Source organism: Caballeronia choica, from assembly GCF_001544535.1.
Taxonomy (GTDB): Bacteria; Pseudomonadota; Gammaproteobacteria; order Burkholderiales; family Burkholderiaceae; genus Caballeronia; species Caballeronia choica.
Genome location: NZ_FCON02000018.1, coordinates 30,541 through 55,614, shown reverse-complemented (window position 1 = coordinate 55,614; position 25,074 = coordinate 30,541). Strand labels below are relative to the sequence as shown.

20 protein-coding genes are annotated in these 25,074 nt (G+C 62.2%); 10 read left to right on the top strand and 10 right to left on the bottom strand.

The window, feature by feature from the left end; genetic code table 11:
- Position 1: 1 nt before the first annotated feature.
- Positions 2-1,036, bottom strand: coding sequence for a sugar ABC transporter substrate-binding protein (locus AWB68_RS11020; RefSeq protein WP_087644376.1), 1,035 nt, complete (start codon positions 1,034-1,036; stop codon positions 2-4).
- Between the two features lie 244 nt (positions 1,037-1,280).
- Here AWB68_RS11020 and AWB68_RS11015 point away from each other — a divergent pair, with 244 nt between their 5' ends.
- Complete coding sequence (locus AWB68_RS11015) at positions 1,281-2,081, top strand: IclR family transcriptional regulator (protein ID WP_087644375.1); 801 nt, start codon at positions 1,281-1,283, stop codon at positions 2,079-2,081.
- Between the two features lie 102 nt (positions 2,082-2,183).
- Positions 2,184-2,729, top strand: a complete 546-nt coding sequence (locus AWB68_RS11010) for a hypothetical protein (protein ID WP_087644374.1) — start codon at positions 2,184-2,186, stop codon at positions 2,727-2,729.
- Between the two features lie 16 nt (positions 2,730-2,745).
- Here AWB68_RS11010 and AWB68_RS11005 read toward each other — a convergent pair whose 3' ends face one another.
- The 4 genes from AWB68_RS11005 to AWB68_RS10990 form a co-directional block, all read right to left on the bottom strand.
- A complete protein-coding gene (locus AWB68_RS11005; protein ID WP_087644373.1) occupies positions 2,746-5,169 on the bottom strand; it encodes a GNAT family N-acetyltransferase in 2,424 nt (807 codons plus the stop codon).
- 406 nt (positions 5,170-5,575) lie between these two features.
- Positions 5,576-8,239, bottom strand: a complete 2,664-nt coding sequence (locus AWB68_RS11000) for a fimbria/pilus outer membrane usher protein (RefSeq protein WP_087644372.1) — start codon at positions 8,237-8,239, stop codon at positions 5,576-5,578.
- Positions 8,240-8,403: 164 nt separating this feature from the next.
- Positions 8,404-9,147 (bottom strand): fimbrial biogenesis chaperone, encoded by a 744-nt coding sequence (locus AWB68_RS10995; protein ID WP_087644371.1) that lies wholly within the window; start codon positions 9,145-9,147, stop codon positions 8,404-8,406.
- Positions 9,148-9,227: 80 nt separating this feature from the next.
- Positions 9,228-9,797, bottom strand: coding sequence for a fimbrial protein (locus AWB68_RS10990; protein ID WP_087644370.1), 570 nt, complete (start codon positions 9,795-9,797; stop codon positions 9,228-9,230).
- Between the two features lie 895 nt (positions 9,798-10,692).
- Here AWB68_RS10990 and parA point away from each other — a divergent pair.
- Together parA and AWB68_RS10980 are read left to right on the top strand one after the other, a co-directional pair.
- Entirely contained in the window at positions 10,693-11,355 is a 663-nt protein-coding gene (parA, locus tag AWB68_RS10985; RefSeq protein ID WP_087644369.1) for a ParA family partition ATPase, read from the top strand.
- A 24-nt stretch (positions 11,356-11,379) separates the two neighbouring features.
- Positions 11,380-12,444 (top strand): ParB/RepB/Spo0J family partition protein, encoded by a 1,065-nt coding sequence (locus AWB68_RS10980; RefSeq protein WP_087644368.1) that lies wholly within the window; start codon positions 11,380-11,382, stop codon positions 12,442-12,444.
- 27 nt (positions 12,445-12,471) lie between these two features.
- On the opposite strand, the gene AWB68_RS10975 is transcribed toward AWB68_RS10980, so the two are convergent.
- The gene (locus tag AWB68_RS10975; protein WP_087644367.1) at positions 12,472-13,824 is read right to left on the bottom strand and encodes a replication initiation protein; all 1,353 of its coding nucleotides are present in this window, start codon (positions 13,822-13,824) and stop codon (positions 12,472-12,474) included.
- A gap of 1,731 nt (positions 13,825-15,555) precedes the next feature.
- On the opposite strand from AWB68_RS10975, the gene AWB68_RS10970 reads away from it, so the two are divergent.
- The gene (locus AWB68_RS10970) at positions 15,556-16,755 is read left to right on the top strand and encodes a DNA-binding protein (RefSeq protein WP_087644366.1); all 1,200 of its coding nucleotides are present in this window, start codon (positions 15,556-15,558) and stop codon (positions 16,753-16,755) included.
- A gap of 41 nt (positions 16,756-16,796) precedes the next feature.
- Here AWB68_RS10970 and AWB68_RS10965 read toward each other — a convergent pair whose 3' ends face one another.
- Positions 16,797-17,798, bottom strand: a complete 1,002-nt coding sequence (locus AWB68_RS10965) for a tyrosine-type recombinase/integrase (RefSeq protein WP_087644365.1) — start codon at positions 17,796-17,798, stop codon at positions 16,797-16,799.
- Between the two features lie 178 nt (positions 17,799-17,976).
- Here AWB68_RS10965 and AWB68_RS10960 point away from each other — a divergent pair, with 178 nt between their 5' ends.
- Positions 17,977-19,407, top strand: a complete 1,431-nt coding sequence (locus tag AWB68_RS10960; protein ID WP_087644364.1) for a DUF2252 domain-containing protein — start codon at positions 17,977-17,979, stop codon at positions 19,405-19,407.
- Between the two features lie 55 nt (positions 19,408-19,462).
- Here the strand turns inward: AWB68_RS10960 and AWB68_RS10955 are convergent, their stop codons facing one another.
- A complete protein-coding gene (locus AWB68_RS10955) occupies positions 19,463-19,822 on the bottom strand; it encodes a DUF2471 family protein (RefSeq protein ID WP_087644363.1) in 360 nt (119 codons plus the stop codon).
- A 254-nt stretch (positions 19,823-20,076) separates the two neighbouring features.
- On the opposite strand from AWB68_RS10955, the gene AWB68_RS10950 reads away from it, so the two are divergent.
- Positions 20,077-20,265 (top strand): CsbD family protein, encoded by a 189-nt coding sequence (locus AWB68_RS10950; RefSeq protein WP_087644362.1) that lies wholly within the window; start codon positions 20,077-20,079, stop codon positions 20,263-20,265.
- Positions 20,266-20,413: 148 nt separating this feature from the next.
- Here AWB68_RS10950 and AWB68_RS10945 read toward each other — a convergent pair whose 3' ends face one another.
- Positions 20,414-21,031 (bottom strand): helix-turn-helix domain-containing protein, encoded by a 618-nt coding sequence (locus tag AWB68_RS10945; RefSeq protein ID WP_087644361.1) that lies wholly within the window; start codon positions 21,029-21,031, stop codon positions 20,414-20,416.
- A gap of 162 nt (positions 21,032-21,193) precedes the next feature.
- Here AWB68_RS10945 and AWB68_RS10940 point away from each other — a divergent pair, with 162 nt between their 5' ends.
- Positions 21,194-22,393: a glycine C-acetyltransferase gene (locus AWB68_RS10940; RefSeq protein ID WP_087644360.1), complete on the top strand. Its 1,200-nt coding sequence runs from the start codon at positions 21,194-21,196 to the stop codon at positions 22,391-22,393.
- 191 nt (positions 22,394-22,584) lie between these two features.
- Complete coding sequence (gene tdh, locus AWB68_RS10935; protein ID WP_087644359.1) at positions 22,585-23,616, top strand: L-threonine 3-dehydrogenase; 1,032 nt, start codon at positions 22,585-22,587, stop codon at positions 23,614-23,616.
- Positions 23,617-23,640: 24 nt separating this feature from the next.
- Here the strand turns inward: tdh and AWB68_RS10930 are convergent, their stop codons facing one another.
- Positions 23,641-24,297 (bottom strand): YceI family protein, encoded by a 657-nt coding sequence (locus tag AWB68_RS10930; RefSeq protein WP_087644358.1) that lies wholly within the window; start codon positions 24,295-24,297, stop codon positions 23,641-23,643.
- 140 nt (positions 24,298-24,437) lie between these two features.
- Between AWB68_RS10930 and AWB68_RS10925 the strand changes: the two genes are divergently transcribed.
- Positions 24,438-24,959, top strand: coding sequence for a hypothetical protein (locus AWB68_RS10925; protein WP_235028277.1), 522 nt, complete (start codon positions 24,438-24,440; stop codon positions 24,957-24,959).
- The last annotated feature ends 115 nt before the right edge of the window (positions 24,960-25,074 follow it).

Sequence of the window (25,074 nt, the reverse complement as noted above, 5' to 3'; positions counted from 1 at the left end):
TTCACTTGATCGTGTTGCCCCAGAGCGACTTGTCGTCGACGTTCGCTTTCGTCACGAGCGGCGCGGGAAGCTGGTCTTCGAGGATGCCGGGCGCGCGCTGGACGATCGTGCTGCCGTGATCGGTCGGGCCGGGCTTGAAGGTCTGTCCGGCGAGCGCGGCCTTGATGTAGAAGAGGCCGTATTTCGCGTACAGGTCGGCAGGCTGGGAAATCGTAGCGTCGATTTCACCGCGGCGGATCGCGTCGTATTCCTGCGAGATGCCGTCGTTGCTCACGATGACGACGTGCTTCGGATCGCCCGCCTTGAAGAGCAGTTGCTTGCGGCGCAGCGTCTGCAGCGTCGGCGAGAGATAGACGCCGCCCGCCTGCATGTAGATCGCCTTCACGTCAGGATTCGCGGTCAGCAGGCTGTCGAGCGCGGTCGCCGCGACGTCGCCTTTCCACGCCGCCGGGATTTCGAGCAGGGAGAGGCCCGGATATTTCTTCAGGCACGCGCGGAAAGCTTCCGAGCGGTCGCGCCCGTTCACCGACGCCAAGTCGCCCATGATCTGCACGACCTTGCCCGACTTCACGTGCTCGCCGATGTAGTCGCACGCCTTCGAGCCGTATGCGCGGTTGTCGGCGCGCACGACCATCGCGACCTTGCCCTGCGTCGGCGCGACGTCGACGGCGACGACCGGCACGCTCTTCGCCGACGACGCATCCAGCGCACGGCTGATCGCGGCCGAATCCAGCGGCCCGACGACGATCCCCTTCGCGCCGAGATTCAGCAGGTTGTTCATGTCGGTGATCTGCTGCGCGGGGTCGCCGTTCGAGTTGACGGGCGCGAGGATGTCGAGGCCCATCTGCTTCGCGTAGACCGGCAGGTAGTTGTTGTACGACTGCCAGAACGGCGAAGTGAGCAGCGGCAAGCCGAGGCCGACCTTGCCGGCATCGGCGGCCTGCGCCACGCCTGCGAGGCCGGCCCCCGCGATGCTTGCCGTCACGACGGCGGCGATGATGCGGCGGGCCGTGGGCAGCCCCTTGATGAACGTCATGTGCGTGTCTCCTGATGTGCTCGTTTGACTGCGTGGGTGTGTCGGCTCTTCGAGTTCGGCCTTCGCGCTTCGGGTTTGCCTTGATGCGTTAATTCATCTATGAACGTATTATTCATATACGAACAACGCTAAGTCAAGGAAAGTGCGCTGCAGCATCGGTCGGTAGTTTCCCTAGCGTGCGGCGCGTGCCGTCGGCGCGACGGACGGCTTACACTCGGCGCGGCCCAACATGAATCGACCGGGAATGGACGTGGAAGACAACAACGATGCCGACCGATACCGCGCGCCCGCGCTGGACAAGGGGCTCGACATCCTCGAATTGCTGGCGGAACAAAAGGACGGCCTGACCCGCGCGGAAATCACGAAGCTGCTCGGGCGCAACGCGAGCGAGATGTACCGGATGCTGGAGCGATTGGTCGCGCGGCAGTACGTCGTGCGCTCGCCCGGCGGCGACCGCTATTCGCTGAGCCTCAAGCTCTATGCGCTCGCGCATCGCCATCCGCCGATGAACCGGCTGATCGCGGAGGCACTTCCGGCGATGCAGCGGTTCGCCGATGCCGCCGAGCAATCCGTGCATCTCGCCGTGTACGACCGCGGCAACCTGCTTGTGATCGCGCAGGTCGACGGACCGGGGACGTGGGGGATTTCGGTGCGGCTCGGGTCCCGCGTGGGGCTGATCGACACGGGCTCCGGGCGCGTTCTGCTCGCGTTCCAGAGCGCCGAGCAGCGCGAGCACATGCTCGCCGAGCACACCAAGGTGAAGGGGGAGATCGCGCTCGATCGGGACGTGCTGGAGGCGGCTTACCAGGAGATCCGGCAGGACGGTTTTTCGCGCAAGGACAGTCAACAGACGGTCGGCGTGACCGACGTCACGTTCCCGTTGCTCGGCCCGTCGGGCGAGGCAATCGCCGCGCTGACGTGTCCCTACATGCGGCGCATCGACGAATACGTCGCGCCGTCGATCGACACCGTGACCGAGCTATTGAAGGAGTCGGCGGCAGGGTTGTCGATGTTTCGCGATGCGCCGGGACCGGATTCGGACTGACGGCGCGGCGACGCGTTAGAATGGCGGCCCTCTTAAAAAAGCGGGCGGCTGTTTCGGCTGCCGGCCGCGCTCTGCGACCTCTCTGCGACAAAAGCAATCTCCATGGCGAAACTCCTTTCCGATCCCGAATTCCAGCGTTTTTCCGAACTTCAGCAAAAGCAGTCGAGCTTCACGATCACGGCCGAGGAAGCGGACGAACTGCGCGACATCGTCGCCCGCGCGCAGAAAAAGCGCGATGATCGCGCCGCCGCGATGCAGTCGATCGAAACCTTCATCCAGCAATTCGACATCGGCCCGGACGAACTTTTCTCGCCCGAGCAGATCGGCGATGCGGCGCGCACCTATGGCCTGATTCCGGCCGCGAAGAAGGAACGCGCGCTGCCGCCGCAATTGACGCACAACGGCAAGCCGTATCAATGGACGACGCGCGCCCTGCCCGACGACATCCGCGTGCCGCTGTTCGAGGCGTTCACGTCGGGGGCGTCGGTGAAGGGCTTCATCGCGACGCCGAAGGATTCGACGCGCTGCGCCGCGACGATCGCGCGGCTGGAACGCGAGACGGGCAGCGCGTATGCGCAGGCGTGGCTCGATGAGTTGGCGGTGTCGCGTGCGCAGGTGGACGAGGCGCTGACGAAGCTGGCGGCTTGAGGCGCGCAGCGAATCTCTACGGCGCCGTGTCGCGGACCACGTCCGGCTTCGCGTCGCAAAGCCGCATGCGGAATCCGACGACACCCGGATCTTCCGTCGTCGCTACTTGAAATCCGGCGCGGCGCGCCAGTTCGATCATCGGCGTGTTTTCCCGCAGCGCCTCGCCGATCATCCAGCGCGTGCCGCGATTGCGCGAGTAGTCGATGATCCGCGACAGCAACAGCGACCCGAGCCCTTGGCCCTTCATGTCCGAGCGCGCCGCGACCGCGAATTCAGCCGTCTCGTTATCCGGATCGGCGATCGCGCGGACCACGCCAAGCGTCTCCGTCGCGCCGCTCGGGTCCGCCCTGCACACGATCAGCGCCATCTCGCGGTCGTAGTCGATCTGCGTCATGCGCGCGAGCTGCGAGTGGTCGAAGCTGCGCACGGCACCGAAAAACCGCAATCGCAAATCCTCAGCGGTGTTCGCCGCGACGAACGCCTTGTGCGCGGCCTCGTCCTCCGGGCGGATCGGCCGCACCGTCAGGCGCATGCCGCGCCAGTCGAACGTCTCTTCGAGGTAGCGCGGATACGGCACGATCGCGAGCGGCTTGCGATGCGCGCCGAGCGTCAGGTGCGGCTCGTGCACGGCCACCGAGTCGCGCGTCACGCGCATCGTGAGCCGCAGCGCGACGATCTGCTCGACGTCGCAGACCAGTTGTGAAAGCGCGGTGAGTGCGGCCAGCAACGTCTCGGTGGGCAATTCCCGCGCGCGCGGCGAGCGCATCACGAGGTCGCGCGAGAGCACCGGATTGAGCGGCGGCAGCGCAAATTCATGCAGCGCGTCGGGCAATCCGAGCGCACCTTCCGCGCGAAATTCGAACGCGGGTCCGAACACGCGATGGTTCAGCATCCGCACTTCGACCTCGACTGCCTCATGGCTTCGCGCGCCCGCCGGCCCCGGCTTCACGACGATGCTGTAGCGCGCAAGCAAGCGCGCCGCGCGCTCGCCTTCCAGTTCCGCGATCCCGCTCTTGAGCGCTTCGCGCGCTTCGCTTTGGGCGGCTTCGATTTCGTCGGGGATGATGGCGGGAAGCCCTTCCGGCGTCTGCATCAGCAGTTCGCGGCCGAGGCGATAGTCGACGAGACGCGCGAAGCCGCGTGCGAGCCGGTGCGGGGTGGTGTGGACCGGGATGCCGTTCGCATGGAGTTCGTCGCGCGTCGCTGCATCGACGCAGCCGAAGAAGCACGCGAGCAGCCCCCGGTACGCGTGCCGCCGCGCCGCGATCAGCGTGCGGGCCACCTCGGCGACGGGCGCGCTGTGGGTCGGCGCGTGGACGACAAACGCGGTGCCGGTTTCACGATGCGCGGCGAGCGCTTCGAGCGCGACGCCGAATTCGGCAGGCACTGCGTCGTTGCCGAGCAGCAGCGGATTGCCCGCCTGCGCGCGTGGCAAGGCTGCGCTGACCGCGTCACGCGCGGGGACCGGCCACTGCGCGAGACTCGCGCCGGCTGCGGTGAACGCGTCGACGGCGAGCGCCGCCACGCCGGGATCGCTCGTGATGACAGTCGCGTGATCGCCCGCGGCGACCCGGCCGACGCCGAGCGTCTCGATTTCGTCGAGAAGGTCGTCGAGCGAATCTACCCGCACGAGGCCCGCGCGCCGGAAGGCGGCGCCGTAGAGCGCATCGAACGGGTCGTCCTGGCCGGTGCGCAGGACGAGGACCGGCTTGTTGCGCGCCGCCGCCCGCGCCGCCGACATGAACTTGCGCGCCGCCCGGACCGATTCGATCGCGAGCAGGATAGCGCGCGTGGTGGGATCGCTCGCGAGGAAATCGAGGATGTCGCCGGCGTCGACGTCGGCTTCGTCGCCGAGCGCGACCACCCGCGAGAAACCCAGGCCGCGTGCGCCCGCCCAGCCGAGCACGCCATTCGTCAGCGCGTTCGAGGCCGACACCCAAGCGACGCCGCCCGCCTTGACGCTGCACGCGGGCGCGCCGAGACACGCGCCGATGGACGGCGTCAGCACACCGACGCTCCCTGGACCGACCACGCGCAACAGGAACGGACGCGCGGCGGCAAGCGTGCGGGCGACCCAGTCGTCGCGATCGTGGCGACTCCGGCTCGCTGGCGCCTCGGCCTGCCGCGCGCCAGCCGCGCCGACGATCACCACCGCCTTCGTACCGCCTTCGCCCAGCCGCTCGACGATTTTCGGCCACGTCGGCGGCGGGGTGCATAGCACCGCGACGCTCGGCGCCTCGGGCAGGTCGCGCACATCGTAGAAGGCGGGGTGCTCGCCCAGCCGCTCGTGCTTCGGATTCACCGGCCAGAGCGGCCCGGCGAAACCGCTTTGCGACAATTGCGACCACACCATCGCGCCGATGCTGCGAGGACGCAGCGACGCGCCGACCACGGCGATCGACTGCGGGCGAAACAGAACATCGAGATTGCGAACGGTCATGGTCGCTCCGGGCGTCGGATCAGACGCGGACTGGGTGACAGGTTCGCTTAGGATAGGCGATTACGCGCGGAGGCTCCATCGGCTGGATGGGATAGGCGAAACGCACGATGCGGCGTGCCGGGATCTTTCGATGAGGCGGCGAGTGCTGCGCCTCGAGAATCGACGGGATCGATCGAAGCCGCGTGGCCTGGATCGATCGGCATCGTATGGGACGGGTGTTTCGAGCGTGAGCGCCGTTGCGGCGCTGGAAGTGCTGGTTTCGCGGAGACTTGGCGCTGGCTCCTCTACGAAAAGGAGCGCGGAGATCGTTACTGGTAGCTCATCGTGTAGACGGCTGCGGCGCGCACCGTACCGGTCACGGCGCCGGTAGCAAGCCGATAGTACTGCGCGAAAAACGGAACAGTCGTCAATTAACTTCGGCGGTTGCCTGGCCTTCAACACGCGCCTTGAGCCCCGTTGCGGCCTCAAGCTGCGCCCCGATCACACACTGCGACTCCACCGACAAATAGCCCGTCGTCTTGTCAGTCGGCTGCGGCAGCGTGTAGCTGATCCGGCACATTTCGAGCGGGCCGTCGCCCCACTTCACGCTCAACGCACCGCGGTCTTCAAGCCCGCGCGCAAAGATCCGGCTGTCCTGCCCGACCACGCCGACCGATTTGCCCGCTGCATCTTCCACGCTCGCGCCGAACGGCAACGCACCGCCGCCCAGCTTCGGCGCGCGGATCAGCGCAGCGCGTCCGGTCACCGTCTCGTACTTCAGCAACACGACCGACCCCGCACGCGGCGCGACCTGCGCGGACGTCGACTTGAATTCGACATCCGTCGACGTGCCCTTCGGGTCGATGTCCACCACATTCATGCTGTACGGCGACAGATACGGAATCACCGCATAGCCATGCGAGTCGACCTTCGTGCCCGGCGAACTCGATACGTTCGCACCTTTCGCCGCCGGCGCCTGCACGATGCCAAAGGTGTCGCCGACGGTCTGCGAGAATGTCACGCCTCCCGGATGCGCGACGATCGAGCCTTGCACGCCTGCCGAGGCTTGATACATGCCGCTTCCGCCGCTCGCCGACGCATTGACCGTTGCATACGGCGCACGGTATGTGCCGCTCACACCGGTGGTGCCCGAGTTGTGCGAGCCGCCCGTGTTGTAGTTGCCGTAACCGTTATAGGAAAACTGATTGAATTCGCCGAGCGAGCCGCTGACGTTCGCCTGCGTATTCGTACCGCTGCCGGAGTTGTGCGTGACGTTGGTCGTCAGCGTCGGCGCGTGCGCGGCGCGGCCAAGCGGCAACGTCGTGCTAAGCATGAATTCGTTCGACAAACGTCCATCCATCGTGCGCGAGCGGCCGGCCGTCACGCTGTACGTGCCGTACTTGAAGCCGTTCGTGTAGCCCGCCTGATACAGCGTGTCGGTGCCATTGCGATTCCAGTAGTTCTGCGACGAACCGTTCAGGAACACCGAGCCGCTTTCGCCGAGACGCTGGTTGACTGTCACCTGCACACGGTTGCGCTGGCGATAGATCGCATTGATGTCGCCGCCGCGGCTCGCGATGTCGCGCACCGATGCCGCGTCGTTCAGGTTCAGGAAGCCCGAAGTCGAAAAGCGATACGCGGCCACTGCGACGTTCGTGTCGGTCGGCGTAAAGAACTTGCTGTAGCCGAGCCGGAGGCTCGCGCCGTGCATCGAATCCTGATCCGGCACGTTAGTCTGCGACCCGGTCACGTCGAAGGAGAACGCGCCGACCTTCGTGTTCAGCGCCGCGCCGAGATTCACCGCGCCGTAGCCGGTCGCCGCGATCGCGCCGCCGTATGCGGTGATCGCGTTGGTCAGGCCGCGCTGCATGGTGAACTGGCCGAAAACCGGTTTGTCGTTGAGCGAATCGTTGCGAAGCTGGCCCGCGGTCGCGCTGAATCGCGTGACGCCGGGGCGCAGCAATTGCGCAACCGATGCAAACGGCACCGTGAAGGTCTTCGTCCGGCCGTCGGCTTCCGTCACGGTGACGACCAGATCGCCGCCGTAACCGGTCGAATAGAGGTCGTTGATTTCGAACGGACCGGGCGATACGTTGGTTTCGAGCAGAACCTGCCCGTTCTGGCGCACCGTCACGCGGGCGTTCGACTCGGCGGTGCCGCGCACGACCGGCGCGTAGCCGCGCAGCGATTCGGGCAGCATGCGGTCGTCGGTTGCGATCTGGGCACCACGGAAGGAGACGCTGTCGAAGACTTCGCCCGTCGTGTAGGAATCGCCGAGCGTCACCTGCGCGCGCAGCTTTTCGACATCGCGCTGCACGTAGGTGGCGATGTTGTCGAATTGCGTCGACTGTCCGGTCGCGGCCGTGACCGACGACTGATGCCGCAAATGCCACGCGCCGATATTCACGCCCGCGTTCAGGCCAAGATAGCTTTGCGTCGAGTCGAGTCCCGAACCGCCGGTGCGAAACGTGTTCGCGTTGTAGCTGAGAAAGCCGGCGTTGACGCCCTGGTCCCACTGATCCGGCGACACGTAGCCGCGCGCCGAGTTACGCATGTACGCTTGCGGCACGCTCACTTCGAGACGTTGTTCCTCGAAGTCGAAATCGACAGTCGCGCCTGGAACAATGCTGCCGATGTCGCCGCACAGTTCGGCATCAGCCGCCGGCACTGCGTTTCCCCGTCCGGCCGCCGCATCGGCCTTTCCGAAATCGACTCCCGCGCGCTGCAGCAACGCGCGACTCAGGCACGGACGCGCGGCAATCTCGCCCTTGTTCGCCACGAAGCGAACGTCCTCACGCGCGATGCGCGAGCCGTTGACGACGATCTCGACGACATACTTACCCGGCGACACCGCATTCCCGCGCGTGAAACGGTTCACGTCGATCGCTTCGCCGTTTTGCGCGCGCAGGAAGGTATCGTCGAACTGAACCTGATCCAGCGTGCCCGACTTCGTCGTATCCTTCGCGGATCCTTCGGCCATGGCTTGCGGAACGGCGGCGCATGCCATCATCGCCAACGCAATCGCAGCGATGGGCTTCAGGCGCAGCGCGAACTCGTTTTGACTCGGAACACGGGGTGCGGGGATCTTCATGATTCAAACCTGGGTAATTCGATCGTGATTCAGGCGCGAGTTTTCCCGGCGGGCTGCCTGGGAGGCAGTCCGAGACTGGAGCGCGCAAGGGAAAATCGATGTGCGCCGCGACGCGGGTCGGGCGCGTACTGCGTCGCCGCCAGCGAGGCGACGACGGTGTCGGGCTATTCGCCGAGCGGTGCTTCGTTCGGCATGGCGCCGCCGAAATCGCTGATGGCGATGTATTTCACGCGAGCGCCCGAGGGAATCGCATTGAGGTTCTTGATCGGGAACACCGTCGTGCCTTTCGGCTCGACCATGCCGCCAATCTCGTTCTTATAGGTCTGATTGCCGCTCACTACGTCGATCTCACTGAACGAGACGTGGTAGGCCGAAGGGTTCGTCGCGCTTACGGCATACCCATTCTTGTCAGCGGACGGAACGATCTTCCATGTCAACTCTTCAGCCGCTTTCTCAGGCGTTCCCGGCAGACCCTTCGGACGCGCGAATACCTTGATGCGCGTGCGAAATGCGAATTGCAGCGTGTTGACGTCCTGAGCCGCCTTCGCTTTGGGCGGCACGTCGAGCACGTTGAGCCAGAAAACAGACTCGCGATCCTGAGGCAGCGCGTCGCCCGTGTACATCATGCGCAGCGTCTGCGACTTGTGGCCGTCCATGCGAAAGATCGGCGGCGTCAACACGAAAGGCGCGCTCGATTCGTCGGGCTTAGCGTCGGCATTGCCTTTGTCGATCCACACCTGAACGAGCGATGGATCGGGCCGGTCGTTATCAAGCTTGACCGTCACTTCACGATTCTCAAGGGGATACACCACGCGCGTTCCGCCCACAGTGACGCTCGCGGCTGCGCTGCCTGCGGCCAGCAGAGCGGCAAGGCCCAAAGCGCATGCAATTCGGGTAAGCGACTTCATCATGTATCTCCGTGAAAAGCTGTCTCTAAATTTGGTCGAAGAAACAGGCGTCTGCACACGCGGACGCCTGTTGGTACTGCTTACTGGTACTGCATCGTGTATTGAACCGACGTGCTGACCGGACCAGCCGTTGCTGCGCCCGTCGCGAAGTACTGGGCGAAATACTTCAGGTTTGCTGCGTTGGTGACGATTGCCGCGCCGTTGCCGGCCAAATCGTTGTTCGCGTTGGTCACGACGTTGATTGGCTGAAGCGACGCGTTCAACAGACGAACCTGGACATTGGTGGCCGCACCCGCATCCACCGACTGGTTCTTGAGGTTACCGGTGGTTTGGTCAATGGTCGGGCCATTCTCGAAATGCGCGACGGCCTTCGTTGCACCGGCGCTGCAACCCGTCAGGGCGAACGTCAGATCGGTTGCCGCCGAGGTACCGGCGGTGGCGCCATTCGCGCCGAGCGTGCGGGTCGAAACCGTCGGCAGGGTCACAGCCTTGTCGGCAGCGCCGGAGGCGACCGTGTTGATCGAGCACGTCGTGTCCGACACTGCACCCGTGAAAGTGATCGTGCCGTCGGCAGCTTGTGCGCCCGTCGAAGCAACTGCGATTGCGCCGAGTGCGGCGATGCTGGACAGGGTCGAAATGAAGGATTTCATGGTAATTCCAAAAAAATGAACAGCGAAGTGATAAGCACTGGGGTGCGGCGTCCTGCAACATCCTTCGGAGAAGCCGCGGCGCAGTCGTGTACTTTTTCCATCGTCTGAATCACCGAAAGAGCAAGCGGGTACTCGTCTGCGTTGATCTGAATATTACGTCTCAAAATACGGGAATACCCTAGGACGAGTCCGAATGTAAGCAAATGAAACAGGTGGCGGCGGATCGTTCGATGGTGGCTTGGCAAATCGCAAGCTCGGAATCAAGGTGAGCCTTTTCGGGATTGACCAGCGAAGCGGACTTTTCAGACGCGCTAGTCGTGCGATTCCCAGGCCCAAGGGTTGGTCGACGACGGTGAAACGGCAAAGACCGTGGGCGGGGTCGCAACACGAATGGTTTTCGGCAATTCGATGATCGATGGTGAACTGGCCGTGACAGTCGAAGACCTTTGCTGTTGCAGGCGCGATCTCAATGGCTTTGGTCTCGCGCAGTGAAATCGTTGACGTGAAATCGGCTTTACCGCCGTTGATGTCGCCATTCCGCGAGCGAGCCGATTAGGCCAAGTTTCATTTGACTGGCGTACGCGCGCGCCTCGAAAGATCAAACTTTATGCGCATAAAGCGCGTCGATTGAGATCGTCGCAAACATGCGCTCTGGACGCTTATCGCATTCCAAACGAGTTCGGACCGAATGTGCTCGGCCCGGACGATCACAGCAAAGTGACAAATCGACCGTCTGCTTCCTGCTGACTGCTTGGTTGTTGCCGGCGCACAACTACTTTATGCGCATAAACCTAGCCCAAATGGCCTAAGTCAATCGTATTTTTTATCTCACGACTAAAATTTGCTAATCGTCGATGTAAAATTCCGCAGCCTTAAAAATTAGGGAGTCGATCACGTGGCAGCAGAAATCATAGCGATCACGCAGCAGAAGGGCGGGGTCGGAAAAAGCACGATAGCGATGCACCTTGGCGCAGCCTTTCACGAGAAGAAGAAGCGAGTGCTCGTAGTGGATGCAGACGGTCAGAACACGCTGATTCATTGGACGAGTGCGAGTTCGGAAAGCACAGGAGGCATTCCGTTTCCTGTCGTCAATCTCTCCGAGGCAGGTGGGCAGATTCATCGGGAAATCAAGAAGTTTGTGGCCGACTACGACATCATCGTCGTGGACTGCCCGCCGTCGATCACCGAGAAGGTCTCGGGTGTCGTCCTCCTCGCTGCAACGATCGCCGTCATTCCGACTTCGTCGTCTCCGGCTGATTACTGGTCGAGTGTCGGTCTGGTCAAGCTGATCCAACAAGCGCAAACGATGAATGAGGATCTGCGCGCGGTTTTCCTGCTGAACAAGACCGAGGAAAAGCGCATGCTGACTCGAGAGTTGAAGGTTGCTCTCGAAGAGTTGGGATTTCCGCTTCTGAAAACACAGATTCCTACTCGAGAGTGCTACAAGCAAGCAATGGCGCTCGGACAGACTGTCCTGCAGATGAGCGACCGCGGCGCCCGGCTCGCGGCAATCGAGATTCGCGCGTGTGCAGACGAAATTCTGGCCATGCTCCCCTGACTTTATGCGCATAAAGGACCTTGAATGAAACCGTCTCAGTTCGCCAAAGGCTTTAAGGCCCGCCCCGATACCACGAGCAGCGAGAAAAGAACGGCGCTTGATCGGCTAAATGCAATCGACGGAATCGTCAGCAACGACCACGCCAAGCAGCCCGCTGCGAACGGCCGCTCAAGCGCATTCACTTCTGACGACCCGCAGGAGTCGCAATCCAGCACGGAATCCGACCTCTACAAAGCGTGGCGCCGGGCAAACCGTTATGTGGCAGGGCAAATCATCGAACTGCCGTTGAAGGCCATCAAGCCAAGCCCGTTCAACCCGCGCCATTTCTACCTGAAGGCATCAATTGCCGAGTTGGCCGTGAACCTGGCGAAGCAGGGCCAGCAGCAAGCAATCCACGTCATCCCCGACTACGAAAACGACGGGACGTTCTATGTGAGCGACGGTGGGCGGCGCGTGCGGGCGTTGAAGGAGGCGAACAAGGAGACGGTGAAGGCCGTGGTCGTCGACCTTCCGATTGGAATTCAAAGCTACAAGCTCGGCTACGACCTGAATGTGCAGCGTGACTCGCAGACTGTGTTCGACAATGCTGTCGTGTGGAAGCGCTTTCTCGACGAGAAACATTTCCAGAGCCAGCGCGAACTCGCCGATCATCTCGGCCTCGACGAATCGACCATCGCAGTGGCAATGTCGATCGCGAAGCTGCCCGAGAACGTCATGCATGAAATGGTCGCGCGGTCCGATCGCTTCGGCTCGAACATGGCTTACCAAGTGACGCGCTACCAAACCGCCCGCGGCACCGATGCCACGCTGCGACTCATCAACAAAATCGTATCGGACGATCTGAGCACGCGGCAGGTCGCGGACATCGTCAAGGGACGCGCCAATACGCAGGAATCGTCGAAGGTGGCCGGACGCCAACGATACGCGCAGCGACTCGAAATCAAACTCGAGGGCGTGGCCGTCGGCGATTTGAAAACCTATGGCGACGACCGACTCGAATTGCGTCTGCGTGGTCTGTCGAAGGAAAAGCGGGACGAATTACTTCGTCAGATCGAGGAAATGCTGGGACCCGGTGCAGCAAAAGGATGAACCGTTCCGAATCAGCGCGCCCGCCAATCAGGCGGCGCGTGTTTGATTCAGCGTGAAGGCGAGCAGATCGCCATCGGTAGGTTCACCCCACGTCTTGCGCGCTAACCAGTCGAAGAACGAAGTTTCGACCAGCTTGGACTCCAGCCCGCGCTTGCGCCAGTCGTCGCGCATATGTGTCCCGAGTTCCGGTAGCACGTCCTCTTCGAAAGTCTGACGCGCGAGCTCCCGTTCCTGCTCACCTTGCTCGTCATAGAGCGCGCGGGCTTCCTTTCGGCGGTGAGCCGAAAACTCACCGAGGAGCCGGGTTTTCGGGTCGTCAGCTGGCGCGCCATTGTTGCGCGAAGCGACTGGCGCCGCCGGCGGCAGCACTTCGACGGGCGGGGCGTAACCCTTTTTCAGGGCGTCCTTGAACAAAGCGGCCGCGCTGCGCACGGGCGGCAGCGATGTGCTTCGCATGCGCTGCTCGGTCATCTGGAGCGCAGCGCGGATTCGATTTTCCTCGCTGTCCGCATAAAGCGTTTGCGCATCTTTCAACGCGATGCCGATCTTCACCATGCGATCGACGAGCGTACTATCGAACACGTTCGGGTGTTCGTCGAGCGCGAGCATCGGTTGTTTTCGCTCCGTGACCCGGAACTGGATCTCCGCGACACGCCGCCCTTCACGATGCTCGATCAATTCGACAAAAATATTCGTTACCGCATTCACCTCGGCGATCGCCGGACGCAAATAATCGCGCTTGAAGTATTTGTATTCGCGCTTTGCCTCGTCGCCGGCCTCTGTATCAGGCGTACCCGAGAGGATCGGACGCCACCACTCCCAGGTTTCGCGCATCGTCAGGTGACTTGGATTCGTCAGATATCGAACACAGATCTCGTAGAGCGCAAGTCCAGCGCTGCTGCGCAATTGGCTCTGGAATTGCAGACTCAGACGCGCATATTGCACCGGGTCGAGGAGCTTTTTCTTGATCTTCGGCGCAAACGAAAACTCGACCCAGACGCGTCGCGTCGCGGGGTCTTCCAGAATTTCCGCATCGGCGATCAGCGTTGAAATGCCCCACTTGCGGCCCGGCTTCTGACTTGAAGTGCCCGTGCTCCATTCGACCTGCACCGACACCATGCGCCGCAGATGCTCCTTGACGAGCGCGGTGTCGTTCGAATCGAAGGCCGAGTTCGCGACGATGTCCGACAATAGCGCACGATACGTGTCTCCCGACTCATCGGCCTGTTGGGCAACCGCCAGCAACACGTTGAACAACTTGCGTGTCAGCAACGTGATCTTGCCGCTTTTCGGCTGAATCGCGATGGCCTCCACGGCCTTGCGCAACTCCGCCGAACTTGGGCTCACTACATCGGTTTTCTTAGCGCGCTTGGTTGCCATGCGTCCGGCCGGAAGGATTTTGCAAAGAGGATACTGACTGCGGTGAAGCCCGTCTAGAGGGTCGACCTCACCATGCTGCGGTGAAGCTCAGCTTAGGCGTCTGACTCACTGTGGTGCGCTCCCGAAAAGACTCACCACTCACCTTTGCGGTGTTTGTCATATGCTCAAGCGCCACGCGGGTAAACGGACTGCGACCGATTGAGGGATTCCCCGCTGGGTCTCGCAGGTATCCCGAAAATGCTCACCTGAAAATTTTTTTGGTGTTTTTGCGCGGTCGTGGCGAATCGTTCGCATAGCGCGTCGAGGCCGGAACCGTCATTTCGTACGGTCCGTTACCGCCTAAATGCACCTTAGATCGGCGTCTTCCTCGCCTCAGCCGATTTCCGGTCCCGAAAAACCTCACCTTTACGCGCGCAGCCTTCCGGGGGACCCCACAGAGATGATCGCGTTGAGCGGGACGACATTCCCGAAAAAGCTCACCTAATGGCAGCGCCGACATCGGACGCGGCTCCGGGGGCGGTCTATCAGGGCTCCCGAAAAGACTCACCGTTTCAAACGGCTATTCAAAATATCTCTATGTTTCCGATGGTTAGGTCCTGATCTTCTTGCGAAATCTCCCGATGCTGCCTCCCGAATATTCTCACTTAAAGGATTGAATTGGTGATCGCGGGAGGCAACTGTTCGATGCGGCGGCTCCCGAATGTTCTCACCGTTCGATCAGCGACCGATCTTGTTCTCGTCCTAGATGCTTGATTAATATACATTAATTGATTAAGCGACCACTCTGCTCACTCTATGCCATGCAGACCCTAGAGAATCGGCGTCTGGGATATCCCGAAAACGCTCACCTTTGAAGATCGAGCGAAATGCTGTGTCGGGCTCCCGAATTGACTCACCTTAGGGAGGAAAATGATGTTCACCGATACATTTTGCGGCCACCTGTACAAGAAACGGCGGCGCCATCGGCTTCCAGAACCCGGGGAGCTCCCGAATCTCCTCACCTTTACCAACCGCAGCCTCGATAAATCGCGGCAAACTGCGGTCGACTCCCCGAATATCCTCACCTTGATAGGTGCTGGACACCCGTAAAGCCTCACCAATCGGTAATAAATACCTATCAAACTCTTATTCTAGGACCATTTTTGTCTTCCCGAGGATCCTCACCGGTCCTGTACAGCGGTTTTCTTCCAACCGCTGTACACGCACCGCGCACGCGCCGACGGCGTCCCGTGAAACCTCACCTATTTAATTGGCGCGTCTCCCGAACCCGCTCACGATGTGTCCCGCATATCCTCACATGTATCCCTGAACACCGTCACCGGATCATCCCGCATGGTCTCACCATGCCTCCCGAAAAGATTCACCTTGCTGGCCGCAAAGGCCCAGCCAGTAAGCCTTTGCGTTGGCGTTAACGTTTTTAACTAGGTTCAAGGGTGTTTACTTCTAATACTCTCAACCTGCTGTATAGAGTCGCCGAAAAAGAGTTCACTAAGCCAACGCGTGAAACATCGGTCAGTTTCTGCCGGTCAGTCGAAAGTTAAATATAATCATCGGGTTAGGAGTTAAACTTGATTGTGTTTCACGAAACGTCCGCGTAGACTGCGCTGCACGAGCCCCGAGCATCGACAAACAACGATTAGCAATCCCTTGCACAAGCGCGAAGTCGAAATCGTCGTGTTCACTACGTAAATCGTCATGATCGCTCCATTTAACGCCCCGACAGCATCCCAAATGAACGACAACGCCCGCGAAGAACTGCGCCGCGAAATCGAAAACATGCGTGCAAACGGCGCACGGCGCCAGGAACTCTCGCAGCACGCGTGCAAGCGACTGTTTTTTGATTTCGGCATCAGACCGTCGATCGCCGCCGTCCGTGAATTCACCCAGACCGGAAGCGCGAGCGACATCCCGAAGGATATCGAAGCGTTCTGGACACGCATTCGAGCGACATCACGAGTTCGAATCGCCGAAGGCGCCATCCCGGACGCGCTGCAGGAACGCGCGGGCGAGTTACTCGGACAGCTCTTTGCCGAGGCGCAGCTTGGCGCCCGCGTTTCGCTCGACGCCGAGAGAGCGGAGATGCAGGCCGCGATCGACGCATCCGAGAGCCGGTTGCGTGACGCGGCTGTGCGGCACACCGCGATCGAAGAGGCTTTTCAGCGCAGCGAGGCGCGCGCCGACGCCGCGTCGGCCCGTGCGGCGGCGCTCGAGGCTGAATTGTCGGCGCTGCGTGGACGGGAATCGGACGCGCATGGCGGGTTGCAGGCCTTGATCAACCGTCTCGAGCGTGAAAACGACGCATTGTCGAAGCGTCTCGAACACGAGCAGACGACGAACGCCGATCTGCGGGACCGGCTCGACGAGTTGCAAGGTGAATTGCGCCAGAACACCGAGCACTATGCTGGTCAGATCAAGGATGCGGTCCGCGAGGCCGAGCGTCGCGTCAAGCCGATGCTGGTCGAACTCGATTCCCTGCGCACGATGTCGGCGACATATCAGGCGAGTGTGCGCGATGCCGGGCAGAAGGAATTCGAGTTCATTCAGCAACTTAGCGCGTCGAAAACGCGCGCCGATCGGCTGGAAGTGCAAGTGCGCAGGCAATCCGACGAAATCGATGCGCTGGCGCGAGAGCGCGATTCGCTGCAATCGCGGGGCGCCATGAGCGACGAGGTCGGCCGCGTGTTTTGTGCGCTTGCCACGCAAGGCCGCCTGTCAGCCGACGAACTCGCTGCGCTCGCAACACAGGTCGACGCGCACGTCCACGTTCCGATGCGTTGCCCCGTTTGCGAATCGGGCGAGCCCGAACTGTCGCAACGCGAGGATGAGTATGACCTGTCGTGCCCTGAGTGCGCGCACACGTCCGGCACGGCGTCGTCGAAGCTTGCCGCACTTGCCGGCTTCAGCGTGAAGGAACGCGCCGAGGCGACCTGAACTCCCGAAAAACGCCAAAGGTGAGGTTTTTCGGGAGGCGGTTAAACGCCAGCGTCGTCACCTCGTTCGCGCGCCCGCGCGATATCGCGCTCCTGTATTTCCTCACCCATCCAGTGCTGCCAGGCCCGGTGCAGCCTATGCGACGAGATCGCTTGCTGGAAACCAAGCCATTGGCCGACTCTTTCGGGCTCGGTCCCGCTTTCGAACAAGTCGGCCGCGAAGGTGTTGCGCAGCGTCTGCGGGCTCGCTCGCGCAGCCCGCGACGCCGCGATGCCCGAGGCCTCGATGACCGCATCGATCGCGCGCAGCATGGTGGCCTTGTGCATCGGGCGGCCCGAAGGCGCGGCGGGAAAGAGCAAGTCGCCGGCGAGCCCGAGCGTCTTTCGCTCACTGATCCAGTTGTCGAAGAGCGCGATGGCGAACGGCGCTAGCCGCGTCTGCCGGACAAGCGAGGGATTGGCCGCGTCGACGGTAAGCCACGGCTGCCCCCAAACGTAGCAACTAACGGTCAATGCAGCCGCTTCGCCCGTTTTCACACCACCACCCAGAAACGCACCGACGAGCGCCCGGTCACGACGTTCGCGCCAACGCTGCCCGGTCGACAAGTCCCCGATCGGCGCAAACAGATGCGCGACCAGCAAAGCGCGTTCGCCGTGCGCGAGGAAGCCGGTCGGCTCGTTTTCGCGCGCGTCGCGCCAGGCCGCTTCGCCATCTTGCGCGATGAAGCGAGCCGGGTTCGTCGACGCCATTTCGATCTCGCGAACATGATCGAGAACCCGCTCGATCAGGCGCAGATAGCGCACCCGCTGCGGACGCCGAATCTCAAGTTGCGCGACGAACTGTTCGATAGCTGGCCGCTCGACTGTCCGCAGATTCGTGCGCTTCGCTTTAAGCCATTCGAGAAAGAGCCCCCATTGCGCGCGGTAGACCCCCGCCGACGACGCGCGGAATTCCTGCTTCGCGAGCCACGCATCGATGGCGACCTGCGGGTCCGTGTGCCAGTCATCGCGTTGCTGATCGAAGATATCGGAGTGGGTCGGCATGGTTTCAATACTCGCTTTGGTTACCGTTAGTTGCTTGACGAAGGTTCGGGCCTCGGCCGCTTCGCGTCAAGCGCCGGTGACGAACGGATGACACTTTTTTCTTGTGCGTGGCGCCGCTCATCGCATACTGTCCCTGGAACGGTTGCCTTCCGATACATAAAAAACAAAGGAGCGAGCCATGACCGACATGCCCATCGGCGAGGAACGCAGAGCGCGCGGACGGGCCGCCCGCCAGCGAGCGCCCCGCGGTTCGCACGACAGGATCGGCGACGTCGATCGCGATCCGGTGGAACTGTTGAAAAAAAGCAGCGCGGGACGGGTCGAGGCGCTCGTGCCGCTGCGTTATGGCCGCATGCTGGCGTCGCCGTTCACGTTCTATCGCGGCAGCGCGATCATTCAGGCGCACGACCTCGCCGCCACGCCGGATAGCGGCATTCACCTGCAAATCTGCGGCGACTGCCATCTGTCGAATTTCGGCGGTTTCGCGACACCCGAGCGCGCGCTGATCTTCGATCTCAACGACTTCGACGAAACCGCCCCCGGGCCCTGGGAATGGGACCTGAAGCGGCTCATCGCGAGCTTTACGGTCGGCGGACGCCATCTCGGCCACGGCGACGCCGCTGCCGACGAGTTCGCGTTCTGCGCCGCCGAGAGCTATCGGTTGCGGATGCGCGAATACGCGGAGATGGGCGTGCTCGATCTCTGGTACGAGCGCATCACGTTCGAGCGCATGTACGACTCGGTCCAGACCGACGACGCGCGGCGGCGCATCAAGCGCGGGATCGAGCGGGCGTCGCGCCGCACGCACGAAACCGTGCTGCCGAAGCTCGCCGAACAGACGGCGAACGTATGGCGCATTCGCGATGCGCCGCCCGCGATCTTTCACATTCACGGCGAGAACACGTTATTCCAGCCGACCGACGACGTCATGACGCTCACCGAGCATCGCGATGAGATCCTCACGCCGGTGCTGAAGGAATATTTCGCCTCGATGACCTCGGAGCGCGCGGCGTTGCTCAAGCAATTTTCGATACAGGATCTGGTTTTCAAGGTCGTTGGCGTCGGCAGCGTGGGCACGCGCTGCACGGTGCTGCTGCTCATCGATCCACATGGCAAGCCGCTCTTCCTGCAACTGAAGGAAGCGTCGAAATCGGTCGTCTCCATGTTCTTCAAGGGCGCAAAGCACGAAGCCAGGGCGCCCTCGCACGAGGGACAACGCGTCGTCCACGGCCAGCGGCTGATGCAGGCCGCGACCGACCCCTTTCTCGGCTGGTCGACGGGCCCGTTCGGCCGCGCGCTTTACGTGCGCCAGTTGCGCGACATGAAGATATCGGCGGAACCCGAAACCTTCGGCGCGGACACGTTTCGCGAATATGCCGGGCTTTGCGGCTGGGTGCTCGCACGCGCGCACGCGAAGGCTGGCGGCTGCGCGCTGGAAATCGCCGGGTACATGGGTACCGGCCAGCGGCTGGCGGAAGCGCTCGTGCGCTATGGCCGCGCCTATGCGGACCAGGTCGAAAAAGACTACGACGCTTTCCGCGCGGCGTGTCGCGACGGGCGGCTGGAAGCCCGCTCGGATGAAGACATGGCCGCGGACTTCGCGCCCTAGAGCGCCCCGCGCGGCTTGATGCGCGCGGGGTCGATTGGTGCGCGGGCCCGAAGAATCAATGCCCGACCGCCAGTGCCAGCTGCGGCTTTCCGTGTTGCGCGGCGCGCTCGTAAGCATCGACGGCGAAAGCGAACACCGCCGGCAGCGCATCGGATGAGCTGAAATCGACGACGTCGTCGGTCTCCGGATATCTGAAATCGTCCGGGCGCGCGAACAGCTCGCGCAATGCGGCTTCATGCCGTCCGGCAAAGCCGAGGTCGGCCACCGCCTCCCCTTCGATCGCGTGCAGCAAACGCCACGTGAGCGGCACGCCCTGTTCGATATAACGCGCTGCGATCTGGCGCGTGATGCGTTCGAGATCGCGTACCGCGCGGGCAAACTGCTTTTTGTTCAGGTTTTCGCCATTCGAGTCCATCTTCTTCCCCTTACACCGGTCTTTATATACTGTATAAACATACAGTATTTGTACCAATGAGAATAGCGTCGCGCTACTCGCCCGGCGTGTATGTGCGATTCCGCCTACGCACTTATCAGACATGCGCGGCTATGCGTGGCAGGCAACGAAGCGCATCGTGGAGGCATGCTTAGGGACGTCCCTGGCGAGGCGCGAGAGTCTTCAGGCGCACGGCGCTGCGCGCCGAAACCCGATGCACTTCAAGGAGATCGACGATGAACAAGGATCAAACGGATGGTGTGATGAAGCAGGTCAAGGGCAAGGTCAACGAAGTCGTCGGCAAGGCGACCGATGATCCGGTGCAGGAAGCCAAGGGCGACATGCAACAGGCGGCCGGGAAGGTGCAGAAAGGCGTCGGCGATGCGCGCGAAGAGCTGAAGGACAGCGTGAAGAAGAACCCATGAGGATCTGAAGATCCAGACGACGCTGTGGCATGAAATCGCGGGACACGTTTAACTCACGTGTCCCGTTTTTTTACGCACGTCATCCAGCGACACCGGGCGGCCAAAACTTTATGCGCATCAAGTTTTCCGCGCCTCGACGGTTCGGCACTCAAACGTGGATCACGACCAAAAGCGCTTTCGCGTCCGCTCTTCCCACGTTCCTGATCGCGTGGGGCTCGTCGGCGGCGTAGCGCGCGGTTTCGGCGGCCTTCACCCGCTTCGTCGATCCGGAAGCCTCAACTTCGATCGTCCCGCTGAGCACCGTCAAATGTTCGTGCGTTCCCGGTTCGTGCGCATTCGACACGAGCGCCCCGCCCGCCTGAAGCGTCAGTTCGTACCATTCGAACTTGCCGGCCAGCTCGATTGGCCCCCACACGCGCAACTGATATCCGCCGTCGTCGCCGCTGAGCGTTGGAATTTCGTGCGGCCCGGCGACCCGAATCGCTTCCGCCTGCTTTTGCGGCGCGAACAACTGATCCAGGCTGATACCGAGCGCATTCGTCAGGCGCCATGCAACAGCGATCGTCGGATTGGCTTTGTCGCGCTCGATTTCTGACAACATCGATTTCGATACACCCGCCGCACGCGACAAATCGTCGAGCGTCAACTTGCGCTCGTTGCGCAATCGCTGAATCTGTTCACCGACACGCGGCGGCGCCACCGCCGGCGCCGGTGCCAGCGCGCCCGCCTTCTCCCTCATGCCCGAACTTGCCATCGAGGCTTCCATCCTTTACAGTGTTTCGGTATATTGGAAAACAGTTCGATTTATCGAATTTGTCCATTCGAACGGATCGACTATAACAGGGCTTGCAGGCGCGCGTAATCGCACGCACCGCGAACAACCGCGAACCCCTGCAAACAACCGCAACGAACAGAAGAAGAGTCCACGATGAAAGAGCGCTACCTGTCCCACGTGCGGGCGACGATCGACGAGATCCGCGCCGCTGGCTTCTACAAGTCCGAGCGGGTGATCGCGAGTCCGCAATCGTCGGACATTCGGCTCGCTGACGGCAACGAAGTCCTGAACTTCTGCGCAAACAACTATCTCGGACTCGCCGACGACCGGCGTCTGATCGACGCGGCGAAGGCCGGACTCGACGAGGACGGTTTCGGCATGGCGTCGGTGCGCTTCATCTGCGGCACGCAGAGCGTGCACAAGACGCTCGAAAAGTCACTCGCGGACTTCCTGCAAACCGACGACGCCACCCTCTATTCGAGCTGTTTCGATGCGAATGGCGGACTTTTCGAAACGCTGTTGGGCGAGGAAGACGCGATCATCAGCGACGAACTGAACCACGCGAGCATCATCGACGGCGTGCGGCTCTCCAAGGCCAAGCGCTTGCGCTACCGGAACAACGATCTCGCCGATCTGGAAACGAAACTGCAGGAGGCCGACGCGGCCGGCGCGCGCTTCAAGCTGATCGCCACCGACGGCGTCTTTTCGATGGACGGGATCATCGCCGACCTCGCTGGCATCTGCGATCTCGCCGACCGCTACGGCGCGCTCGTCATGGTCGACGACTCGCACGCGGTCGGGTTTATCGGCCCGAACGGGCGCGGCACGCCGGAACATTGCGGCGTGCTCGATCGCGTGGACATCATCACCGGCACGCTCGGCAAGGCGCTCGGCGGCGCATCGGGCGGCTATGTCGCCGCGCACAAGGAGATCATCGAGTTGCTGCGGCAACGCAGCCGGCCGTATCTCTTTTCGAACTCGCTGGCGCCGAGCATCGCGACGGCTTCGCTGAAAGTGCTCGAATTGCTCGCAAGCGAAGAGGGCGCGGCGCTCAGGACGCGCGTCCGTGAGAACGGCGCCCATTTTCGCTCCGCGATGAGCGCGCTCGGCTTCTCGCTCGTGCCGGGCGATCATCCGATCATCCCTGTCATGCTCGGCGACGCGCAACTCGCATCGAAGATGGCGGACGCATTGCTCGACGAAGGCGTCTACGTGATCGGCTTTTCCTACCCGGTCGTGCCGAAAGGACGCGCGCGCATTCGCACGCAGATGAGTGCCGCGCACACGCCTGAGCAGATCGATCGCGCAGTCGATGCGTTTGCGCGCGTCGGCCGCTCGCTCGGTGTGATCTGACGCATCGACCCGACGCATCGACCCAACGCATCGATCCAACGCATCGATCCAACGCATCGATCCAACGCATCGATCCGGCCACGCGAAAACTTGATGCGCATAAAGTTCCGCCGGGCGGCTCGCCCAGCCGCTCGCCAATTACACGCAAACGCCCACATAGCGCGCCCGCTGCGCTCCGAGGATGATTAGAAATGAAAGCACTGGCAAAACTCGAACGCGCACCCGGCCTCACGATGACGCGCGTCAAGCGGCCGGAAGTCGGCCATAACGACGTCCTCATCCGCATCAGGAAGACGGCGATTTGCGGCACGGACATCCACATCTGGAAATGGGACGAGTGGGCGCAGAAGACGATTCCCGTGCCGATGCACGTCGGCCATGAATACGTCGGGGAAATCGTGGAGATGGGGCAGGAAGTGCGCGGCTTTGCGATCGGCGACCGCGTCTCGGGCGAAGGACACATCACGTGCGGCTTCTGCCGCAACTGTCGCGCCGGACGCCGCCATCTGTGCCGCAATACGGTCGGCGTCGGCGTGAATCGCGAGGGTGCGTTCGCCGAATATCTCGTGATTCCCGCGTTCAACGCGTTCAAGATTCCGTCCGACATCTCCGACGATCTCGCCGCCATCTTCGATCCTTTCGGCAACGCGACGCATACGGCGCTGTCGTTCAATCTCGTCGGCGAGGACGTGCTGATCACCGGCGCTGGGCCGATCGGCGTGATGGCCGTGGCGATCGCCAAACATGTCGGGGCGCGCAATGTCGTCGTCACCGATGTCAACGATTACCGGCTCGACCTCGCGCGCAAGATGGGCGCGACGCGCGCCGTGAACGTCGCGAACGAGAACCTGCGCGACGTGATGAGCGAGCTCGGCATGACCGAGGGTTTCGATGTCGGCATGGAGATGTCGGGTGTGCCAAGCGCGTTCACCGCGCTGCTCGAATCGATGAATCACGGCGGCAAGGTCGCGCTGCTCGGCATTCCGCCGGCGCAGACCGCGATCGACTGGAACCAGGTGATTTTCAAGGGACTGGAGATCAAGGGCATCTATGGCCGCGAGATGTTCGAGACCTGGTACAAGATGGTCGCGATGCTGCAGAGCGGCCTCGACCTGTCGCCGATCCTCACGCACACGTTTCCCGTCGACGACTACGAGCGCGCGTTCGCCACGATGCTATCGGGCAATAGTGGCAAGGTCGTGCTCGACTGGACCGCGGCCTGATCGGGTCCTCTGTGCGTTAGCGCGTCAAGGCGAACCATCCGCCGTCGGTGTCGCGAATTCCGCCTGGATGGCGACGTGAACATCGTCGCCGACGGCCGGATACCACGTCGATAGCCCGAACTGCGCGCGGCTGAAGTGACCGTCGCCGGAAAAGCCGAGCGTTTCCTGCTTGGTCAGCGGGTTGCGCGCGTGGCCGTTGAACGTCACGTTCAATGTAACCGGCCGCGTCGTGCCGTGAATCGTGAGGTCGCCGGTGAGCGTGCCGCGGTCGTCGCCGGTGCGAACGAAGCGCGTACTCACGAAGCGAATCGTGGGATAGTGCTCGACGTCGAACATGTCCGGGCCTTTCACCATGCGGTCAAGCAACGGCACGTTCGTGTTGACGCTGGCAGCATCGATGGTCACGGAGGCCGTGCTTTGCTCGAGACCGCCGCTGTTCCAGTCGAGTTCGCCCGTGACCTTGTCGAAGCGAATGACAAAGCGCGAATAGTGAAAGTGATCGACGTCGAAGCTCACGTTCCAATGATGCGGGTCCAGCACATAGTGCCCGGCCGGCACGCTCGCCTCGCTCGTCGAGACGTGGTGCGTCACGACCTGCAAGGGCGTGCATGCCATCAGGGCAAGAAGCGCGGCGCTTGCCATCCAGGCGCGCACGCGATACAACGCGTTTTTACCAATCATGGTTTTTTCCTCGATTAAATTTTGCAGGAACGCGACGTCGCGTTACGTCCAACTCACGTCTTGCACGATACACGCGTGCCCCGGTCGAAAACCTGTCTTGAAAATGGCGTCGTTGTCAGTGTGCGGCGGCGGAAAAATACATGCGTTCACGGTTGGCCCGATTTTGCGCGCTGCGCGCGAGGTGGATCTTGCTGGCGGCTTTTGCCACGACGACGGTTCCGTCGACCGCCCGCGCCGGCGACTGGTGCGGCAACGGCCTATGGGTCGATGCGATGATCGGCTCGCATCACATTCACCCGGACAAGGATTTCGAGGAGTTCAATCCGGGCATCGGCGTGGAGTGCTGGATCGCGCCGCAATGGGCGCTGACGGCGGGCTACTTTCGCAATTCGCTATCGAAGCCGTCGCTGTACGGCGGCGGAGTGTGGGCGCCGGAATTCGCGCATTGGGGCATCGTGCGGCTCGCGGCGATGGGCGGGCTCATCTCCGGCTATAACTATGGCGGCTGGGGCTTCGGGCACGATCACACGATCGGTCCCGTCATTGCGCCGCTGATCATGTTCGACTATCGACGGGTCGGCGCCAACATCATTTTGATTCCGCCCATTCCTTCGAGTGACCTGCCATTTACGATCGCGCTTCAGGTCAAGGTGAAATTTTGAGATAGCCTCTGGGTTGCCGTCGTCGGAAGGGAAATCGAAGATATCGCTGTTCCGCGCGTCCTTCGGTCAGGCGCTACACTCGGAAAGCAAGCTGGCAAGCGCATTGCCTTCGTAT

Excerpts from the sequence above, each read along its gene's own strand:
- AWB68_RS11020 (WP_087644376.1), bottom strand. The coding sequence starts at position 1,036 with ATGACGTTCATCAAGGGGCTGCCCACGGCCCGCCGCATCATCGCCGCC.
- AWB68_RS11015 (WP_087644375.1), top strand. The coding sequence starts at position 1,281 with ATGGACGTGGAAGACAACAACGATGCCGACCGATACCGCGCGCCCGCG.
- AWB68_RS11010 (WP_087644374.1), top strand. The coding sequence starts at position 2,184 with ATGGCGAAACTCCTTTCCGATCCCGAATTCCAGCGTTTTTCCGAACTT.
- AWB68_RS11005 (WP_087644373.1), bottom strand. The coding sequence starts at position 5,169 with ATGACCGTTCGCAATCTCGATGTTCTGTTTCGCCCGCAGTCGATCGCC.
- AWB68_RS11000 (WP_087644372.1), bottom strand. The coding sequence starts at position 8,239 with ATGAAGATCCCCGCACCCCGTGTTCCGAGTCAAAACGAGTTCGCGCTG.
- AWB68_RS10995 (WP_087644371.1), bottom strand. The coding sequence starts at position 9,147 with ATGAAGTCGCTTACCCGAATTGCATGCGCTTTGGGCCTTGCCGCTCTG.
- AWB68_RS10990 (WP_087644370.1), bottom strand. The coding sequence starts at position 9,797 with ATGAAATCCTTCATTTCGACCCTGTCCAGCATCGCCGCACTCGGCGCA.
- AWB68_RS10980 (WP_087644368.1), top strand. The coding sequence starts at position 11,380 with ATGAAACCGTCTCAGTTCGCCAAAGGCTTTAAGGCCCGCCCCGATACC.
- AWB68_RS10975 (WP_087644367.1), bottom strand. The coding sequence starts at position 13,824 with ATGGCAACCAAGCGCGCTAAGAAAACCGATGTAGTGAGCCCAAGTTCG.
- AWB68_RS10970 (WP_087644366.1), top strand. The coding sequence starts at position 15,556 with ATGAACGACAACGCCCGCGAAGAACTGCGCCGCGAAATCGAAAACATG.
- AWB68_RS10965 (WP_087644365.1), bottom strand. The coding sequence starts at position 17,798 with ATGCCGACCCACTCCGATATCTTCGATCAGCAACGCGATGACTGGCAC.
- AWB68_RS10960 (WP_087644364.1), top strand. The coding sequence starts at position 17,977 with ATGACCGACATGCCCATCGGCGAGGAACGCAGAGCGCGCGGACGGGCC.
- AWB68_RS10955 (WP_087644363.1), bottom strand. The coding sequence starts at position 19,822 with ATGGACTCGAATGGCGAAAACCTGAACAAAAAGCAGTTTGCCCGCGCG.
- AWB68_RS10950 (WP_087644362.1), top strand. The coding sequence starts at position 20,077 with ATGAACAAGGATCAAACGGATGGTGTGATGAAGCAGGTCAAGGGCAAG.
- AWB68_RS10945 (WP_087644361.1), bottom strand. The coding sequence starts at position 21,031 with ATGGAAGCCTCGATGGCAAGTTCGGGCATGAGGGAGAAGGCGGGCGCG.
- AWB68_RS10940 (WP_087644360.1), top strand. The coding sequence starts at position 21,194 with ATGAAAGAGCGCTACCTGTCCCACGTGCGGGCGACGATCGACGAGATC.
- tdh (WP_087644359.1), top strand. The coding sequence starts at position 22,585 with ATGAAAGCACTGGCAAAACTCGAACGCGCACCCGGCCTCACGATGACG.
- AWB68_RS10930 (WP_087644358.1), bottom strand. The coding sequence starts at position 24,297 with ATGATTGGTAAAAACGCGTTGTATCGCGTGCGCGCCTGGATGGCAAGC.
- AWB68_RS10925 (WP_235028277.1), top strand. The coding sequence starts at position 24,438 with ATGCGTTCACGGTTGGCCCGATTTTGCGCGCTGCGCGCGAGGTGGATC.